The 18309-nt window shown below is 70.6% G+C and carries 13 protein-coding genes and 1 pseudogene; 8 read left to right on the top strand and 6 right to left on the bottom strand.

Annotation, left to right across the window (positions count from 1 at the left end):
* The first annotated feature begins 71 nt into the window (after positions 1-71).
* Positions 72-1127 (top strand): GDP-L-fucose synthase family protein, encoded by a 1056-nt coding sequence (locus tag ACOQPQ_RS05965; protein ID WP_420638528.1) that lies wholly within the window; start codon positions 72-74, stop codon positions 1125-1127.
* Here ACOQPQ_RS05965 and ACOQPQ_RS05970 read toward each other — a convergent pair.
* Positions 1109-2347: pseudogene (locus tag ACOQPQ_RS05970) on the bottom strand (LCP family protein); the annotation flags it as partial. The gene ACOQPQ_RS05965 and the pseudogene ACOQPQ_RS05970 overlap by 19 nt on opposite strands.
* A gap of 94 nt (positions 2348-2441) precedes the next feature.
* Here ACOQPQ_RS05970 and ACOQPQ_RS05975 point away from each other — a divergent pair.
* On the top strand, positions 2442-3461 hold the full coding sequence (locus tag ACOQPQ_RS05975; RefSeq protein WP_420638529.1) for an anthranilate synthase component I family protein: 1020 nt from the start codon (positions 2442-2444) through the stop codon (positions 3459-3461).
* A complete protein-coding gene (locus tag ACOQPQ_RS05980) occupies positions 3448-4287 on the top strand; it encodes an aminotransferase class IV (protein ID WP_420638530.1) in 840 nt (279 codons plus the stop codon). The genes ACOQPQ_RS05975 and ACOQPQ_RS05980 overlap by 14 nt, the downstream gene beginning before the upstream one ends.
* Here the strand turns inward: ACOQPQ_RS05980 and ACOQPQ_RS05985 are convergent.
* Positions 4284-5042 (bottom strand): biotin--[acetyl-CoA-carboxylase] ligase, encoded by a 759-nt coding sequence (locus tag ACOQPQ_RS05985; RefSeq protein WP_420638531.1) that lies wholly within the window; start codon positions 5040-5042, stop codon positions 4284-4286. The genes ACOQPQ_RS05980 and ACOQPQ_RS05985 overlap by 4 nt on opposite strands.
* A 118-nt stretch (positions 5043-5160) precedes the next feature.
* On the opposite strand from ACOQPQ_RS05985, the gene ACOQPQ_RS05990 reads away from it, so the two are divergent.
* From ACOQPQ_RS05990 to ACOQPQ_RS06010, 5 genes are read left to right on the top strand one after another with little or no spacing between them, the layout of a single operon-like run.
* Entirely contained in the window at positions 5161-6918 is a 1758-nt protein-coding gene (locus tag ACOQPQ_RS05990) for an acetyl-CoA carboxylase biotin carboxylase subunit (protein ID WP_420638532.1), read from the top strand.
* A 53-nt stretch (positions 6919-6971) separates the two neighbouring features.
* Complete coding sequence (locus ACOQPQ_RS05995; protein WP_420638533.1) at positions 6972-8492, top strand: glycosyltransferase family 2 protein; 1521 nt, start codon at positions 6972-6974, stop codon at positions 8490-8492.
* Positions 8493-8501: 9 nt separating this feature from the next.
* The gene (locus tag ACOQPQ_RS06000) at positions 8502-8972 is read left to right on the top strand and encodes a hypothetical protein (RefSeq protein ID WP_420638534.1); all 471 of its coding nucleotides are present in this window, start codon (positions 8502-8504) and stop codon (positions 8970-8972) included.
* Positions 8959-9963, top strand: a complete 1005-nt coding sequence (locus ACOQPQ_RS06005; RefSeq protein ID WP_420638535.1) for a hypothetical protein — start codon at positions 8959-8961, stop codon at positions 9961-9963. The genes ACOQPQ_RS06000 and ACOQPQ_RS06005 overlap by 14 nt, the downstream gene beginning before the upstream one ends.
* Complete coding sequence (locus ACOQPQ_RS06010; protein WP_420638536.1) at positions 9960-11051, top strand: glycosyltransferase family 4 protein; 1092 nt, start codon at positions 9960-9962, stop codon at positions 11049-11051. The genes ACOQPQ_RS06005 and ACOQPQ_RS06010 overlap by 4 nt, the downstream gene beginning before the upstream one ends.
* Before the next feature lies 1 nt (position 11052).
* Here the strand turns inward: ACOQPQ_RS06010 and ACOQPQ_RS06015 are convergent, their stop codons facing one another.
* Genes ACOQPQ_RS06015 through ACOQPQ_RS06030 form a run of 4 tightly spaced genes read right to left on the bottom strand, consistent with a single transcriptional unit; the run spans position 11053 to position 18308 of the window.
* On the bottom strand, positions 11053-13005 hold the full coding sequence (locus ACOQPQ_RS06015; RefSeq protein WP_420638537.1) for a methyltransferase domain-containing protein: 1953 nt from the start codon (positions 13003-13005) through the stop codon (positions 11053-11055).
* 42 nt (positions 13006-13047) lie between these two features.
* Positions 13048-14277, bottom strand: a complete 1230-nt coding sequence (locus ACOQPQ_RS06020; RefSeq protein WP_420638538.1) for an ABC transporter ATP-binding protein — start codon at positions 14275-14277, stop codon at positions 13048-13050.
* A 3-nt stretch (positions 14278-14280) separates the two neighbouring features.
* Positions 14281-15144 carry an ABC transporter permease gene (locus ACOQPQ_RS06025; protein WP_420638539.1) on the bottom strand — a complete coding sequence of 288 codons (864 nt, stop codon included), beginning with the start codon at positions 15142-15144 and terminating at the stop codon, positions 14281-14283.
* Between the two features lie 44 nt (positions 15145-15188).
* The gene (locus ACOQPQ_RS06030) at positions 15189-18308 is read right to left on the bottom strand and encodes a glycosyltransferase (protein WP_420638540.1); all 3120 of its coding nucleotides are present in this window, start codon (positions 18306-18308) and stop codon (positions 15189-15191) included.
* Position 18309: the final 1 nt, after the last annotated feature.

Below are 18309 nucleotides of genomic sequence, written 5' to 3' on the forward strand. Positions count from 1 at the left end.
GATTCTGCCAGCCCGACCACCCGCCGGCGCGACCACCAGAACAACTGGGCGATCTCATAAGCTGGGGGTTTGTGAGCAGCTTCTGGACGGACAAGCGGGTGCTCGTCACCGGAGGCACCGGCTTTTTGGGCCGAGCGGTGTGCCGCCTGCTCAACCAGGCCCAACCCACCCTGCTCGCCGCCCCGGCCAGCGCCGACTACGACCTGCGCAACGCCGAGACCACCCAGCGGCTTCTGGCCGACGTCGGAGCCGACGTGGTCATTCATCTGGCCGCCCGGGTGGGGGGCATCGGGGCCAACCAGGAACAGCCGGCCAGTCTGTATCTGGACAACCTGCTCATGGGCACCAACGTCATCGAACAGTGCCGCCGGGCGGGTACCGACCGGCTGGTGGTGGTGGGGACCGTCTGCTCGTACCCCAAGCACACCCGGGTGCCGTTCTCGGAGGATTCCCTGTGGACGGGCTACCCCGAGGAGACCAACGCCCCCTACGGGGTGGCCAAACTGGCCCAACTCGTCCAACTGCAGGCCAATCGCCACCAGTACGGTCAGCAGGGCATCTACCTGATGCCCACCAACCTGTACGGACCGGGCGACAAGTTCCACCCCTCGGTCTCGCACGTCATCCCCGCCCTCATCAAGCGGTGCGTGGACGCGGTGGAGGCCGGGGAGGACAGCATCGAGGTGTGGGGAACGGGGACGGCCAGCCGGGAGTTTCTCTACGTGGACGACGCCGCCCGGGGCATCCTGCTGGCCACCGAGCACTACCGGGGGGCCGATCCGGTGAACCTGGGATCCAACCAGGAGATCCCCATCAAGGAGCTGGTGGAGGACATCGCCGACGTCACCGGATTCTCCGGCCGCATCCTGTGGGATTCGACCCGACCCGACGGCCAGCCCCGCCGCTGCGTCGACCCCGCTCGGGCCCGGGTGCTGTTCGGCTTCGAGGCCACCACCCCCTTTGCCGAGGGGCTCCGCCGCACCTACGACTGGTATGTGGCCAACCGTCAGGAAGCGGAGTCCCGGGGACGATCCACCACCGAGAGCCCGTCGGCCCCCACCACCAGCTCCACATCGGCGCCGTCGATGGACGCCACCGGCACCGTCACCGGTCGGGGCTCCAGGTAGCCGGCCAACAGGGCCGCCTCGGTCGCCGCCGCCTCGGTGTGGCGGATCACGCTGTCGGCCACGTTGAACGAGTCGGCGTTGCGGCGGTCCACCACCGAGAACCCGGCTTGCTCCAGAGCAGCCTCCACCCCGGCCACGGTGCCCGATGGCGTGCCGTTCAACACCCGCACCCGAACCCCGGCCCGGCTCCCGGCCTGGAAGAAGGCCAGCACCTCCTCGGCTTGGTCTTCGGCCAGGAGCAGCACTTGTTTGCCGTCGATGGTGGCGTCCACCACCGGCAGCCGATGGCGCTCGATGGCCTCCACCGGGAACGACCGGAACTCGTCGCCCAGATCCACCAGTTGGCCCACCGTGATGCGGTCGTCCAACGTGATGCTGGGGTTGTCGTCGTCCAGCAACTGGTTGGCCACCTGGCGCAGGGCGAACGGGTTGCGGATGCCCTTTTCCACCGCCCGCTTGAGGGTGGCCACCATGAACTCCTGCTGACGCTGGTTGCGCTCCAGGTCGTTCCACACCCCCAGCGGCACCCACGCGTTGTCGTCGGCCGGGTTGCCCCCCTCCACCAGCGTCAATGGACGACGGGTGCGCACGTAGGCCAACGCGGTGTCGGGATCCAGGGTGATCACCCCCGCCTGCTCGATGCGCAGTCCCAGCGAGTCGTCGCGAATGGGCTGGTCGATCTCCAAGGGCACCCCGTCCACCGCCTCCACGATCTGGAGGAACCCGGCGAAGTTGATCTCCACGTAGTGGTGGATGGGCACCCCCAGCGACTCCGACACCGTCTCGATCAAAGTGGCCGGGCCCCCGATGCCCCGGGCGGCGTTGACCCGCTCGCTCCACCCCCGACCCGCGATCGGGACCCACAGGTCGCGGGGAATCGACAGCATGGCCACCCGGTCGGCACCGGGGTCGATGCGCACCACGATCACCGAGTCGGTGAGCAGCGTGTTCACGTCCCGGTCAATGTGGATGGGGCTGTCGGGATCGATGCCCGCCGCGTTGTCGATGCCCACCAGGAGGAAGTTCTGCGCCTCCGAGGTGCTCTGGGTCTCGATGTCCAGCGACAGGCCCACCGTCACCCGGGGAATCTGGCTGATCTCCGACTTCACCGTGGCCAGCCCGTAAGCCCCACCCACGGCGGCGCCGAACACCACCAGGCCGGCCACGATGACGAAGAGTTGTGCCCACGTCCTCTTTCGGCGCCGCCCTCCACGCCTCATCGAACCCGTCCCCGGTCCGATCCCTGCTCGCCTGCCGTCCTCTTCCGGCCAATCCTGCGGTCCACCACCTGCCAGTGTAAGTACACTGCGCCCAATGGAGGTGGCGGCCGTTGCCGTAGTGGGACATCACCTGTGCTCCCGGCTGGCCGATGTCACCCACGACGTCGAGGCTCTGGAATCCCACGGCTTCTGGGCGGTGGCCATCGACTTCCACGGCCACGCGGTCTGTGCCCGCTTCGACTCGGTGCGCCCGGCCCGCCCCTGGAAGGGCCGCCCCTGGAAGGGCCTGCCCGCCGACACCTGGACCACTTCGCTCGACCGCACCGAATTCACCGCCGGGGTGTCCACCATCCGCGACATGATCGCCGCCGGCGACGTCTACCAGGTCAACCTCACCCGTCGACTGAGCGCCCCGCTCATCGACCCCGACACCGACATCGCCGCTCTGGGGGCGGCCCTGGCCGAGGGCAACCCCGCCCCCTACGCCGCCGTGCTCCGGCTGCCCGGCCAGGGGGTCCACATCGCCTCGGCCTCCCCCGAGCGGTTCCTGGTGCGCGACGGTGGGTGGGTGGCGTCGTCCCCCATCAAGGGCACCGCCGCCGACCCGTCCGGGCTGACGGCCAAGGATCAGGCCGAGAACCTCATGATCGTGGACCTGGTGCGCAACGACCTGGGCCGGGTGTGCGACTACGGCACCGTGAGCGTGCCCGCCCTGTTCTCGCTGGAACACCACCCCGGCCTGGTGCATCTGGTGAGCACCGTTCGGGGGCGGCTGGCCCCTGGCCGGGGATGGCCCGACCTCATCGAGGCCGCCTTCCCGCCGGGCTCGGTCACCGGCACCCCCAAGCTGGCCGCCCTCGAGGCCATCGCCGCTCTGGAACCCCAGCCCCGAGGGGTCTACTGCGGGGCGGTGGGTTGGGTGGACGCCGACCGGGGCCGGGGTGACCTGAACGTGGCCATTCGCACGTTGTGGATCGAGGACGACCACCTCCACCTGGGGACCGGCGGGGGCATCACCTACGACAGCGACCCCGAGGACGAGTGGCAGGAAACCGAGTTGAAGGCCAGGCGGCTGTTGGCCGTGGCCACCGGGGAATACCATGGCGTCGGCTGAGCCCCGCATCGTCTGGATCAACGGCTCGCTGCTCCCCGAGGACGAAGCCCGCATCTCCCCCTTTGATCACGGTTGGCTGGTGGGCGACGCCGTGTTCGAGACCCTGGTCATCGTGCGGGGGATGCCGTTTGCCGCCCGACGCCACCTGCAACGGCTGGCCCGCTCGGCCGAGCCGCTGGGCATCGCCCTGCCCGATCCCGACGACGTGCGGGCGGCCATGGTGGCGGTGGCCGCGGCCAACGGGCTCACCGAGGGTCGCCTGCGGGTCACGGTCAGCAGCGGCACCGGGCCGCTGGGCAGCGACCGGGGTGACAGCCCCCCCACCGTCACGGTGGCCGCCACCCCTCAGGCCCCCTGGCCGCCCACCGCGGCGGTGGCCACCGTGGACTGGACCATCAACGAGCGCGGCCCCCTGGCCGGTCTCAAGACGGTGTCCTACGGCGCCAACGTACGGGCCCTGGCCACCGCCAAGGCCGAAGGGGCCGACGAAGCCATCATGGCCAACACCCGGGGGCAGTTGTGCGAGGGCACCGGTAGCAACGTTTTCGTGGCCCACCAAGGTCGGCTGGTCACGCCCTCGCTGGACTCGGGGTGCTTGGCCGGGATCACCCGCCAACTGGTCATCGAGCTCACCGGCGCCGCCGAACTCGACCTGCCCATCGAGGCCCTGGCCGAGGCCGACGAGGCGTTTCTCACCTCCACCACCCGCGACGTGCAGGCCATCGGGGTGGTGAACGGCCACCGGCTCCCCGCCGCCCCCGGCCCCCTCACCGAGGCCGCCGCCCAGGCCTTCGCCACCCTCAAGGCCACTGACCTGGACCCCTAGTCTCCGCCTCCTCGTGGGCGCAGGTGGATCACGTCGCCCACCACCACCCGTCGGCCCCCGTCCAGCACCAAGCCCCCGGTATCGTCCAGTTCCTCGGCCCGCCCCTGCAGCACCCTGCCGTCGCCCAGCTCCACCGACACCGGGCGTCCCAGGGTGACCGACGCCCGGCGAACGGCCGCCAGCAACCGTTGCCGCCCCTCGGGCTCGTCGATGCCCTCCAGCCACCGGGAAAACCGGGCCAGGATCGCCGCCAGCAGCTCCCGGCGGTCGACGGCCGCTCCGCCCACCTCCTCCAGGGTCACTGCCGTGTCGGCCATCTCCGGCGGGGCCGCTCCGGCCCGCACGTTGAGGCCCATGCCCACCACCACCGCCTCCACCCGGTCGCCGCCCGCCACCGACTCGGCCAGCACGCCGGCCAGCTTGCGGTCGGCGACCACCAGGTCGTTGGGCCACTTCAATCCGGGCCGCACCCCGGTCACGGTCTCACAGGCCTCCGCCGCGCCGAGCGACAGGGCGGTGGTCACCAGATGGACGTGGTTGGCCGCCACCGTGGGCCGGATCAGCACAGAGAACAACAGGCTGGACCCCGGCGCGGCCTCCCAGGATCGGCCCCGCCGACCCCGACCCGAGTGCTGATGGTCGGCCGAGATGACCGATCGCGAGGGGGCGCCCTGGCGGGCCGCGGCCAACAGGTCGGCGTTGGTGGATCCGGTGGCCTCCACCCACGTCACGGCAAAACCCGAGATCCACTCCATCGGTTGCCCTGTCCCGGTTGTGTCCACCCGATCCGCCATTCCCAAATTTCCGGCATTCTCACTCTTGGCGCCTTCCCACTATTCGCGAGAGCGGGAGGCGCTCTGGCACCATATTGCCGTGTTGACCAAGGTGTTGGTGGCGAACCGGGGAGAGATCGCCGTGCGGGTGATCCGGGCCTGCCGGGAGATGGGCATCGCCACGGTGGCGGTGTACTCCGAGCTGGACCGCAACGCCCTGCACGTGCGCCTGGCCGACGAGGCCCATGCATTGGGCGGACAAACCGCCGCCGAGAGCTACCTCAACACCGAGGCCATCCTCGGCGTCATCGAGCGCACCGGCGCCGACGGCGTCCACCCCGGCTACGGCTTCTTCTCCGAGAACGCCGACTTCGCCCGGGCCATCACCGACCGGGACGTCACGTTCATCGGCCCCAAACCCGAGGCCATCGAGGTCATGGGCGACAAGATCTCCGCCCGGCTGGCCGCCGAGCGATCCGGGGTCCACGGGGTTCCCGGCACCACCGATCTCATCACCGACCCCCAACAGGTCCGGGACTTCGGGGCCGAGCACGGCTATCCGGTGGCCATCAAGGCGGCCTACGGCGGTGGTGGCCGGGGCATGAAGGTGGTGCCCGACGAGAACGCGGTGGAAGAGGCCATCGAGTCGGCCCAGCGGGAAGCCCTCAGCTACTTCGGGCGCGACGAGATCTACATGGAGCGCTATCTGGAACGGCCCCGCCACGTGGAAGTGCAGGTGCTGGCCGACCACCACGGGAACTGCGTGTACCTGGGCACCCGCGACTGCTCGGCCCAGCGCCGCCACCAAAAGCTCATCGAGGAGGCCCCGGCCGCGGGCATCGACCCCGAGGTATTGACCGCCATGGGCGAGGCCGCGGTGGCCGTGGCCCGGGGCTGCGACTACGTGAACGCCGGAACGGTCGAGTTCCTCTACGAGGACGGGCAGTTCTACTACCTGGAGATGAACACCCGCCTCCAGGTGGAGCACCCGGCCACCGAGCTGATCACCGGTGTGGACCTGGTGGAACAGCAGATCCGGGTGGCCTCGGGACTGCCGCTGCCGTTCACCCAGGACGAGATCGCCATCACCGGCCACGCCATCGAGGTGCGCATCAACGCCGAGGATCCGGCCGAGGGGGCGTTCTTGCCCTCGCCGGGGCTCATCACCGGCCTTCGGTTCCCCAGCGGTTACGGCACCCGCTGGGACGGGGGCTACGAGGCCGGGGACGAGATCAGCCAGTTCTACGACAACCTGGTGGGCAAGCTGATCTGTTGGGGTCGGGATCGGCCCACCGCCATCGCCCGCACGCTGCGGGCCCTCGACGAGTTGGACGTGACCGGGGTGGCCACCACCATCAGCGCCGACAAGGCCATCTTGTCGCACCCCGATTTCGCCGCGCTGGACCACTCCACCAAATGGGTGGAGGACACCCTGGACCTCACCGGCGTGAAGGACGAACCGGCCGGGGGCGACCCGTCCGCGGGCCCCGAGGCTCGGGTGCCCCAGGACGTGGATGTGGAAGTGAACGGGCAGCGCTTCTCGGTGCGGATGTGGATGCCCGAAGGCGTGCCGATGGCCGCGGGGGCCGGTGCCGCTCCCCGCCCCAAACGGTCCAGCCCCGACAAGAGCCGGGCGGCCGGGGGCAGCGGTCAGGTCACCGTGCCCATGCAGGGCACCATCGTGAAAGTGGTGGTGGCCGAGGGCGACAGCGTGGAGGCCGGGGATCCCATCCTGGTGCTCGAAGCCATGAAGATGGAGAACAACGTGTGCGCCGAGAAGTCGGGCACGGTGGTGGAAATCCGGGTGGCCGAGGGCGATTCCGTGGGCGGCGGCGACGTGGTGGCGGTGATCGAATAGCCCCTCAGCCGACGGTATCGGGCCGGGTGGCCCGATACCATGGGAAACGGCTCATGGCCTCTCTCGTCGTCCTTGTCCCCGGTGTCGCCGGTGCCGACCGTTCGCCGACGCCGCTGGAAGAATCGCTGAACCGTCAAACCCGTAGCGCGTGGCGCCTGGCCCACGCCGGTGACGAGGGGCTCACCCTCACTGCCGACGACGTGGTCATCCACCTTGACGGGGGCGCCCGATTGCCGCCCGACGCGTGCGAGGTGATCCTGGCCGCCCTGGCCGACCACCCCGAGGCCGTCGCCCTGTACGGGGATGTCCGGGTCGGTGATCACCGTCGGCCCCGCCCGGCCTGGTCCCCCACCCGGGTGCAATCCGAACCGGGGGCATCACTCCCGGTGGCGGTGCGGGCCGGTTGGCCCCCGTTCGACCCCCAGGACGAGCCGGGGGCAATCGAGCAGAAGCTGGCCGACGCCCACGCCCCGGTGCTCCACCTGCCCCTTGTCCTGTCCAGCCATCCAACGCCTTTGGTGCCGCCGACCACTCCCCTGCCCGATGATCCCCGATTCGAGCCCGGCGGGCGCCCCGGCACCCGACGCCGCCGACCCTCGCCGGGTGGTCAGGCATCGGTGTCCGTCATCATCCCCAGTGCCGGATTCGCCCAGCCCGGCGACCCCACCTCGATGCTGACACGGTGCCTGCAGTCGCTGGGGGGGCTGGAGCCCCCGCCCCTGGAGGTGATCGTGGTGGTGGGCGAGGAGTTCCGGGGCGATCCCCCCCGATCCCACCCCCGGCCGGCGGTGCGGGTGGTTGATCGGGGGACCGGGCCCTTCGACTTTTCCCGGGCGGTCAACCGCGGATTGCTCGCCGCTCGGGGCGAGTTGGTGTTGCTGCTCAACGACGACATCGAGGCCGAGTCCTCCGACTGGCTGGGCCGAATGGCCGCCCACCTCGACGACCCCGGTGTCGGCGCCGTGGGGGCCGCCCTGCTCTACCCCGACCACACGGTGCAGCACGCGGGCATGGTGATCGCCGACGGCCACCCCCTCCATCCCTTCCAGCGGGCGCTCCTGGAGCACACCGCGGCCCACGGCGGCGATGTGGCACGGGACGTGATCAGCGTGACCGGCGCCTGCCTGCTGGCCCGACGCCGTGACCTGCTGGCCCTCGGCGGGATGTCGGAGGTGTTCCCGCTCTCGTTCGGTGATGTGGATCTGTGCCTGCGGCTGCGGCGTCGGGGCCTGCGGGTGGTGGTCGAGCCCTCGGCCACGCTCATCCACCACGAGAGCGCCAGCCGAACCCCGGTGGTGGAGGCCTGGGAATGGGAGCGGTTCGTGTACCGCTGGGGCCACCTGGACGACCCGTGGTACCACCCGGCGTACTGGCGAACCAATGATCCCGACGCCCTGACCGCCAACGCCGACCATCGGGATCCGGTGGACCAACACGGCACCTGGCCCGCCCGGAGCACCACGGTGCCCTCGCGGATTCATGCGGCCCAAACCAACCTGCCGCCGTTGGCGGCACCCATCAATTGGCCGCCCGAATGCACTCGGGCAGGCCACTCCCTTGGGTCGCGCCGGTAGGGTGCAGGCGTGAGCGGGGACGGAAGCGGCGAGGTGATCGACAGCGGGGATCCCGAAGCACTGCGCCGTGAGATTCTCCGGCTGCGCGACCGGGTCCTGGGCGCCGAGGCCCGCAACCAGTTCCTCACCGACCGCACGGCCAATCAGGACGCCCGCATTTCCCACCTCGAGGACCACGGCCGCGAACTCGAGCATCGGATCGGCGAGCGGGACGCCTGGGTGGCCGAGCGGGACACCCGCATCGCCGAGCGGGACGCCCGCATCGCCGACCAGGACCGGCGGGTGGCCGAGCGGGACGCCCGCATCGCCGAACTGAATGGGCTCATGGCCGAAAAAGACCGCCGAATCGCCGACAAGGACGCCCGGATCAGCGAGCTGGAAGGCGAGAATCTCCGCCTGCACCACGACCTGAACCGACCGGCCATCATCCGCATCGCTCGCCGGATCGCCCGCCGCCCCCGCCACCATGAACAGCCCTGATTCCCCCGACTCTCCCGGGATCGGCGCGACCATCACGGCAGAAGCCGAAGCGCGCCGCCGCTCGGACCGCACCCTGGCCCAACTCGAGAGCGACATCCGACAGGCGTGGGCCGACATCGCCCCCACCAAGGCGGTCGTCCATCACGAGGGGCCCCTACTGGACCAAGCCGCCAACCTGGCCGCCCTCGACCCTCACGTTCCCGTCGGCTCACGCCGAGGACTGCACGGGGCCAAATGGCTCATCCGCAAGTTGACCTACTGGTACGTCCGGTTTCTGACCGACCAGTTCAACGTGTTCGCGGGGGTACTGGTCCGGCACCTGCGCCACCAGGAAGACCGCCTCGGGCGCCTGGAGGCCGCCGCTGGAGCCATCGGCCCCCCCACGGCCCGCGTCGGGCCGGCTCTGGTGGGCGACCCGCCCGAGCCCTCGCCCGCGGTGATCAACCAGGTGGCCCTCATGGTCGGACCGGGGCCGTGCCTGGTGGTGTCCGGGGGCGAGGGAGGCATCGTGGAGGCCGTCGGCCAACGAGGCATCCCGGTCTACGGCGTGGAACAGGATCCCGACCGGGTCCTGGCCGGGCTGCGCCGCCGGCTCGACATTCGCACCGATGACCTGCAGGCGCATCTGGCCGGCCTCGAGGACGAGGAGATCGGCACCATCGTGCTCACCGGCGTGGTCGAGGCCCTGGCCCTGCCCACGATTCTGGATGTGTTGCACCACGCCGGCCGGGCGCTGACCAAGACGGGCCGGGTGGTGGTGGCGGTGGCCGACCCCGCCGGCCGAGATCGGGTGGCCGCCGAACTGGGAGCGGGGCTGGGCATCTCCCCGGTCACCTGGCACTACCTGCTGGAGCAGGCGGATTTCGACGCCCTCCGGGAGCCGTGTTCCGACAGCCGCATCACCGAGATCGTGCTGGCCCAGCGAAGCCAAATGACCCCGGAGCCAGGCTCGGCCGCTCCCCAGGCAGGCCGAGAGGGGGGCCGCCCATGAGCCCGTTGGTTGATCTTCTGATCCCGCAAATGGCCGAGGGCGACGCCACCAGCAATCACACCCGGCTCATCCAGGAACTGCTGGAAGAGCGGGGTTGTGAGGTCCGCATCGTGGTCGAGCGCAAGAGTCGGTCCGACGGCGCCACGGTGGCCGTGGACAAGTGGAAGGGCGACGCCCGCATCTCGATCCTGCAGCACTCCATTGGCTCGGAGGTGGCTCAGTGGGTCATCCGCAACCGGGCATCGGTGGTGCTCAACTACCACAACATCACTCCGGCCGCCTTCTTCGAGACCTGGCAGCCGGAATTGGCCCGGAGCGTGACCCGGGGACGCCAACAACTCCGGCAACTGGCACCTCTCACCATTCGGGGCATTGCCGATTCGGAGTTCAACGCCCGAGAACTCCGAGATCTGGGCATCGACGACGTGGTGGTGTCCCCGGTGTTGTGGCACCTCGACCGGGGGGCTCGACCTACCCACACCGGCGAGGGTGCCGTCCCCGAAGACGGGGGTCCCGAGGACGGGAGTCCCGAGGACGGGGGAACGGTCCTGTTCGTCGGGCGATTGGCCCCCAACAAGTGCCAGCACGATCTGGTCGCCGCGTTCGCCGTGTTGAGCCGGTGGCGGCCCCGAGCCCGCCTGGTGTTGGTGGGCGACGCCTCGCCGGTGCAGTACCGGCACTCCCTCAAGAGCCTGGCCGACCGACTGGGGGTAGCCGACCGGGTGGTGTTGGCGGGCAAGGTCTCCGACAAGGATCTGCTGCGGTGGTACCGGCTTGCCGACGTGTTCGCCTGCGCGTCCGAACACGAAGGGTTCGGCGTTCCCCTGGTGGAGGCCATGGCCAACGGCCTTCCGGTGGTGGCCTACGACGCCGCCGCGGTGGCCGAAACCGTGCAGGACGGGGGCATCGTACTGGCCGACAAACGGCCCGTCACCATGGCCCTGGCCCTCGACCGGGTTCTGGGGGACCGATCACTGCGCAACCGACTGCGGGATCAGGGCACGGCGGCGGCCCGGCGCTTCGACATCTCCGCCACCCGAGAACAGATGTGGATTGCGCTGAAGGACCTGCTGGAGGCCGGGGCCTGAGTTAGCTCCGTCCCCCGCGACGCAGCAATCGGGCCAGGGCGTCGTGGACCCGTTCCCGCCAAGCCAGCCGCGCCAGGCGGGCCTGCGCGTGGGCCAGCTCGGCCCGGATGCGGTCCAATTCCGTCTCAAGTTGCGTCTGGCGGGCCCGGGCCCCGTCCCGCTCGGCGGCCACCTCATGGGGAGCGGCCAGGGCGGCCAGCAGCTCCTCTTGCCGGTGGACCTGATGCTCCATGCGGCGGTAGGCGGCCTGCGGCGACCGCAGCCGATCCATGCGGGAGCGACTGCCCGCGTCGTGCAGCTCCGCCACCCTCTCCTCGGGCCGACAGTAGATTCGCGCTATCAGATCGGCCTCCGCCTCGCGCCACCGTTGCAGCAGTGCGGGGTCGATGTTCTCGCCGATCAGCCCGCCCAGATGCATCACCAACCGGTCGTTGCTCCAGGTCACCGGCCAGGGGAGGTGAATCCGGGCGCTCAACAACGCCGACATCGCCTTCCACAGCCCCCGCACCACGGCCAGGCGAACGTCCACGCCCCCGGCCGCCACCCACTCCCGGTCCACAAAGGTGAGGTCGGCCGCCGTGACCCCAAAATCGCGGGCCGCCGCCTCGGGGCGCACCACGAAGTTGTCCGGTCCGGCGTCCAGCCACTCCGGGGGCAGCTTCCGGGTAGTGTCGGCGGGCAGATACGGGTGGGGGGCGTCCACCGACGCCACCGGGGTCTCGTGGGCGGCCAGCTTGTCCCGCCAGGCCGCCAAGCCGCCGGCCACCGCGTCCACGTCGCCCTCGCGGGCCCAATCCAGCAGGCACTGCTCCAGATTGCGGCCCGCCAGGTAGGGCTCCTCGGCCACCTCCACCTGACCGAGCCACCCCTCGGCTTCACGCTGCCGTGGGGCACCCACCAATCGGCGTCGCACGACCACCCCCGAATCGGTGTCGGCCACCACCGCGAGCTGGCGCCAACGCTCCCGGCGGTCGGGCGCCATCCGCCACGCCAGCGCCCCGGCTTCGACCCGACCGGCCACCGCGTCGCCATCACGGCCGGCCACCACCAGGAACGAGTTGGCCACCTCCGGTCCCAGGCCCGCGGTCAGCATCGTGCGGTGGGCCGCCCGGTCGTCGGCCACCAACACCGGCTGGGCGTACTGGCCGCTGGTGGGGTGGCCCACCAACTGATCCACCAGATCGGGCCCGTCGGGCCGGTCGTGGATCGGCTCGGCCAGCACCGTGGTGGGCAGTTTGTAGTCGGGGAAGGGGTACAGCCACCGCTGGGCGACCAATCCGGCGTCGCTCAGCATCCCGGCCAGCTCCCGGCGTGACCAGGTGGTCGGCTCACCGGGCCGGTACCCCTCCCAGCCCACCCAGGGCACGCCCAGGTGATCCTCGGGAAAACCCAGCAGGTACTTGAGCCCCAGGCGATTCTCGATGGCCAGCACCACCACCCCACCCGGAGCCAGGGCGTCGGCCACCTGGCCCAGCAGCCGCTCCGGACCCCCGTCGCCGCCCGGTGCCGTGCCCGCGTACTCCAGCACGCCCACCACCAGGACCACGTCGAAGGCGGCCCGCCGATCCTCGCCCAGCCCGTCCAGCGGGCCGCACAGCACCTCCACGTTGTCCAGACCGGCGTTGCGCTCCGCGATGAGCCTCGCCCGGGCGGCGCTGCCCTCCACCGCGGTCACCACCGCCCCCCGGTCGGCGCACAGGCGGGTGTTGACCCCCGAGCCCGCGCCCACATCCAGCACCCGGTCGCCGGAGCGGATGTCGAGCGGGGCCAACAGCATGGCCCGCTCCGGGGCCAGGTGGTAGGCGGTGGGCCAGTCGTGTACGGCCTCGGCCAGTTCGTCGGCCCCCACCCGTCGGTCCTCGGCTGCCGCCAGCACGGCCAACAGCTCGGCCTCGGCCCCGTCGGCGTAGGGCAACGAGTCGCCGATCATGGTGACGGCCAAGGGCTCGGGCATCACCGTCTTGTCCTCACCACCGAGCCCCCGAACACCACCGCGTCACTGGCCCCCGGTCCGCCAGTCGCCCTCCAGGTTCAACAGCCCGTTGGCCCCGGGATCGGGCTCGCCGGAGACTTGGAGCCAGAACTCCCGGGCCCGGCGGTCGTAGAGAAAGGAGGCGTCGGCATCCTGCACAGCCACGTTCACGTGGAACCCGCCCGAGCGAAACGGGATGCGCGGCAAGTGGAACTCCACCCAACCGGGGCCGTCCACCGTGCCGGGGCGGAACCCGTCGATGTGGGAACGGGGGCCGGCCAGGTGGAGGTTGTTGTGGTCGTAGAACCCCAGCGAGAACACCGGGTCGCGGATCGGCTCGCTGGCCCGGTAGTGGATGCGCACGGTCAGCGGTTCTCCGGAGGCGAAGGTCTTGGGCCGGTGCCCGGCCGCGTCGAAGAACTCCAGCCCGGTGATGCGCAGCGGCGTGTCGCCGTCGGCATCGGGGCGGGGCCGGTGCCCCACCGAGGCGGCCCCCTCGGTGTCGATGGTGTCCAGATAGGCGTTCACCACGTCCGACGGATCGCCCTCGGCGGCCAGCAGGCCCCGATTCAGCCAGGCCATCCGGTCGCAGTTGGCCCGCATCATCCCCAGGTCGTGGCTGACCAGCACGATGGTCACTCCTTGGGAGCGCAGCGACTCCAGGTGGCTGAAGCACCGGAGCTGAAACTCCTCGTCGCCCACCGCCACCACCTCGTCGATGATGAGCACCTCGGGGTCCACGTGGACGGCCACCGCGAACCCCAACCTCACGTACATGCCGCTGGAGTAGATCTTCACCGGGCTGTCGATGAACCCCTCGAGGCCGGCGAACTCGATGATCTGGTCCACCCGGTCGTCGATCTGCGACTTCGGCACCCCCAACACCGAAGCGTTGAGGTAGATGTTCTCCCGCCCGCTCAGCGCCGGGTGAAAGCCCGCTCCCAACTCCAACAGGGCCGACACCCGGCCCTGCACGGCCACCCGGCCCTCGGTGGGCCGATAGATGCCGGCCATGACCCGCAGCAGGCTGGACTTGCCCGACCCGTTGCGCCCGACCAACCCGTACAACGAGCCCCGGGGCACTTCCAGGCTCACGTCCCGTAGCGCCCAGAACGGTTCGCTGCGCACCCGGCGCACCGGCCGGCCCGAACCGGGGCGCATCCCCGTCCAGGCCTCCTTGAGGGAGAGCGGTCGGTCGAGGGTGAGGCGGAAGCGCTTGGACACGCCGTCCACCACCACTGCGTGGTTGCCCATGGCCTACAGCTCCTCGGCGATGTCGCGGGTGCGGGCCTTGAACACCAGCCAGCCGGTGGCGCCCACCACCAGCGACATCAGCGCCATCAACACCAGCCGCAGTACGCCGGGCCAGTCCAGCCCGTACAGCAGCTCCCGGGAGGCCTCGGTGAACTGCGACAGCGGGTTCAACCGGATGATGTCCCGCACCGGCAGCCCCATGGCCCGCTCGGGGATCAGCGACAGCGGGTAGACGATGGGGGTCACGTAGAACAGAAACTGCAGGGCGATGGTGGTCAGATAGCCCACGTCGCGATAGCGCACGTTCCACACGCTCAGCACCAGCCCGATGCCCAGGGCGAAGATCACGAGCAGCATCAGCAGCACGGGCCACAACAGGAACGTCCAGCTCACGTTGAGCAAGCAGACCAGGATCAGCACCAGGATCGAGGCTTCGATGCCGGCCTGGAACAACACGGTGAACAGTGCGGCCACCGCCGGGGCCTCCGGGGGGAAGTACACCTTGCCCAACAGCGACCCCAGGTCCAACAACGCGTTCATCGCCCCGGTGACCACCCCGTGGAAGGCGTTCCACATCACCAGCGCGCAAAACAGGTAGAGCGCGAAGTTCTCGAAGCGGCCGTTGCCCGCCCGTGGGGGGTCGAACTTCAACAGCACGCCGAACACCAGGGCGTAGATGGCCAGCGTGGCCGCCGGGTTCAGCATCGACCACAGCCACCCCAGCACCGATCGCTTGTAGCGCGACCCCAGCTCCCGTTGCACCAACCGGCTGATCAGCTCCCGGTAGCCCCAGATCTCCAGTGGGGCACCCCGCCCGGTAAGCGTTCTCCCGCTGCTCCTGCTGCTCCCGCCCTGCCCGGCTCGCACCGGGCCGGAAGCCGGTTCGGGCGCGGGGGTCGTGGATGGTCCGTTCATGGTTCGGGGTGGCACAGGTAGTCGTACACCCCGGCCAGGTTCTCATCCCACCGGGCGTGGCGGGCGGCGATGTCGGCCAGGCCCTGGCGGGCCAGCCGCTGTTGGGCCGCGGGATCGCGCACCAGCGCCACGATCTCGGCGGCCAGCCCATCGGCGGTCTGGGGTGCTTGGCGGCAGTTGTCGTCGTGGCGCAGCAGCCAGTTCCCCGCCGGGTTCTCGAAGGCCACTACCGCAGCGCCACAGGCCATCAGCTCCAAGGGCAGATAGGAGGGGTGCTCCGAGGTGGTGAGGGCCACGCCGATATCGCAGGTTCGGTACAGGGGTCCGGTCTCGCGGTAGTCGAGCTGGCCCAGGTGGGTGATGAGCGAGTCCATGTGCTCGGGAAAGGACCACGACCCGGCGGTCACGATGCGCACGTCGTCGGCCAGCTCGTCCTTCACCAGCCGGATGGCCCGAGCGGCCAGCTCCCAGCAGTTGCGCAGGTGCCCGGGGCGGGCGTAGACGAACACTGTGGTGGGGCGGTCGGGTTCCGGGGCCGCCCGGCCCTGGGCGTGGAACACGGTGTCGTCCACCGCGGGCCAAAAGCACTGGACCCGGCCCCCGTAGTGGTCCCGGTAGATGTCGGCCAGATGGCCGGTGTTGCACAGCCCGTACAGCCCCAACCGGTAGCTGTGCTCGGCCAGCGCGTACAGGGTGCCCGCCGGGTAGAACATGGGCTCGAAGTCCTGGATCAGATAGAACCGCCGACGCTGAGCCGGGGTGCGAGCGGCAAAGTAGGCGGTGGTCCACATGGTGGCCACCGCGGCGTCGGCCGGGGGCACGTCGTCGGGGTCGAAGGCGAAGGAATCGTGGTACACGATGGGGCAGTCGGCCAGTGACTCGAACGCCGCCGCGACGCCCGACCGGTACCACCGCACGTCGTGGTCCACCGGTCCGGCGGTCACCATGAACCGGTTCTCCACCCCGTGGTGGACGGCCAAGTGGTCGGCCAGGCGGAACACGGTGTGGATGCCCCCGTAGAACGGGTTCTGGAACTCGGGCACGAACCAGTTGACCGTCCTCACCTCTTGGCGGCCCGCCACCGCCCGGTGCCCGCGGCGCACCTCGTCGGCCAGGTTCCGGTCGGCCTCCGAGGCGAAGGCCAGGGCGTGGGCCTCCCCCACGTCGTTGCGCTGATGAAACACCTCCATGGGCCGACCCAGCATCTCGCTGAGTCGGGCGTGTACCCCCGGCGTCTCCTCGCAGTGCAGCACCGGCTCGGGATGGGCGAGGCTCAGATTGGGGGAGAAATAGGGGTCGCCCCCCATGAGCCACCGCTGGTACCACCAGTAGCTGGCGAACACGTCGTTGTCGGGCACGTGGGGCCCCCGGGTGGCCGACTCGGCGTGGGTGATCGGGGTGGCCGCCGACACCACGTTGCGGTAGCCGGCCTGGCGGGCCCGCAGCCCGAGCACCACGTCGCTTCCGCACAGCTCCAGTCGCTCGTCGAAACCCCCGACCCGCTCGAACACCGAGCGGCGCACGGCCAAACAGGCCCCGGTGACGGCCAGGGTGTTGCGGGTCCAGTCGGTGGGTCCCATCAGGCTGTCGGAGTGCGGGGTCATGCCCTGGAACAGGTGGCCGGCCAGACCGGTCATGCCCACCACCACCCCGCCGTGCTGAATGCGGCCGTCCTCGTCGATGAGCTGGAGCCCGACCACCCCGATCTCGGGGCACGAGGCCCAGCCCACCAGGTGCTGGAGCCATCCGGGGTGGCCCGCCGCGGTGTCGTCGTTCAGGAACACCAGCACCTCGCCGGTGGCCAGGGCCGCCGCCCGATTGTTGACCGCCGAGTAGTTGAACGGTTCGTCCCACCAGATCACCTGGGGGTTCAGGTCGGCGGCCTGCTCCCGGTACCAGGCGTCGTTGTCGGCGGTGTGACCGCCGTTGTCCACCACGATCACCTCCACCGCGGGGTAGCCGGCCGACCGAATGAGACCGAAGGCGCCGGCCAGCAGCTCCCGATTGTGGCGGGTGGCCACCACCACGGTGACCGGCACCACCCGTTCGGGCGTCCATGCCAGCTCGATGCCGCTCGTGCCCACGAGGGCTCGGGCGGCCCAGCCCCGGCGGGCCAGCTCCCTCTCCACCACCTCCCGGTGGCGGGGTCCGATGTCGCCGCCGTCGCTCAGGGTCTGGAGCACGGCTGGCACCCGGCTCACCTGGTGATCCTCCACCTCCAGGCCGAGCAGCAGATCCCACCACAGGGCGTCGTCGTCGGCCGCGGTGTGGCCATGACGGGCGGCCGCTTCCGGCGACAGACGGCGGGCCCGCACAGCAAAAGCCCGTCCGACGTAGTTGGCGCCCAGCAACAGGTCGGGCGACCACCCCGGCTTGATGCGGGGACGGCCGACCTGCTCCAGGTCACCCTGGTAGTAGACGCCCTCGGGCATCCCGTCCTGGTGCCACTGCCACACCTCGGCCAACTCCGGGGGGCCGTGGTCCCAGTACACCAGCTCCAAGGCCGGGTCGCGCCACGCCGCCTGCGCCATCACGAAGGCGGCGTCGGGCCGCAACCGGTCGCCCGCCCGCAGCAGCACCACCAGGCCCTGGGGATCACGCCGGGCCAGCCGGTCGAACTCTTCGGCCAGGGCGGCCGGGGCCACCTTGAGCAACTCCACCCGCCCCCACGACTGGCCGTGGACCGACGCCTCGGTGGCGACCAGATCACCGCCGTCGTCCACCACCAAGGCCCACACCTTCAGCGGTCGCACCCACTCCTCGAACCACCGTCGCTGCACGGCCAAGACGCTGGGATCGGCCGGCAGTCGGCAAAACCACTCCCGGTAGGTCACCCCTGCGGGCGGACGCGCCGGCTCCGGGTCGGCCTCCTCCGAGGCCGTCGCTTCAGCCCCCGAGTCCGGCTCGGCATCGACAACGGGGACAGCACCGTCGGCCACACTGAGGCCATGCATCGGACCGGAATCGGGCTCGACGTCGTGGCGACGGCGACGCCATTCGGCCCGGGTGCGGTGGCCCGCGTTTCGGGCCTCCCGCACGGCCACCATGGCCCCGCTCAGCAGCCGTCGGCGACGGGTTCCCGGGGGCAGAACTCGCTCGAGCAGGCCGCGGACCACT

The sequence above is a fragment of the Candidatus Poriferisocius sp. genome, from assembly GCF_965219775.1.
Classification (GTDB): Bacteria; Actinomycetota; Acidimicrobiia; order Acidimicrobiales; family Bin134; genus Poriferisocius.

Excerpts from the sequence above, each read along its gene's own strand:
- ACOQPQ_RS06020 (WP_420638538.1), bottom strand. The coding sequence starts at position 14,277 with ATGGGCAACCACGCAGTGGTGGTGGACGGCGTGTCCAAGCGCTTCCGC.
- ACOQPQ_RS06015 (WP_420638537.1), bottom strand. The coding sequence starts at position 13,005 with ATGCCCGAGCCCTTGGCCGTCACCATGATCGGCGACTCGTTGCCCTAC.
- ACOQPQ_RS05985 (WP_420638531.1), bottom strand. The coding sequence starts at position 5,042 with ATGGAGTGGATCTCGGGTTTTGCCGTGACGTGGGTGGAGGCCACCGGA.
- ACOQPQ_RS05975 (WP_420638529.1), top strand. The coding sequence starts at position 2,442 with ATGGAGGTGGCGGCCGTTGCCGTAGTGGGACATCACCTGTGCTCCCGG.
- ACOQPQ_RS06010 (WP_420638536.1), top strand. The coding sequence starts at position 9,960 with ATGAGCCCGTTGGTTGATCTTCTGATCCCGCAAATGGCCGAGGGCGAC.
- ACOQPQ_RS05995 (WP_420638533.1), top strand. The coding sequence starts at position 6,972 with ATGGCCTCTCTCGTCGTCCTTGTCCCCGGTGTCGCCGGTGCCGACCGT.
- ACOQPQ_RS05980 (WP_420638530.1), top strand. The coding sequence starts at position 3,448 with ATGGCGTCGGCTGAGCCCCGCATCGTCTGGATCAACGGCTCGCTGCTC.
- ACOQPQ_RS06005 (WP_420638535.1), top strand. The coding sequence starts at position 8,959 with ATGAACAGCCCTGATTCCCCCGACTCTCCCGGGATCGGCGCGACCATC.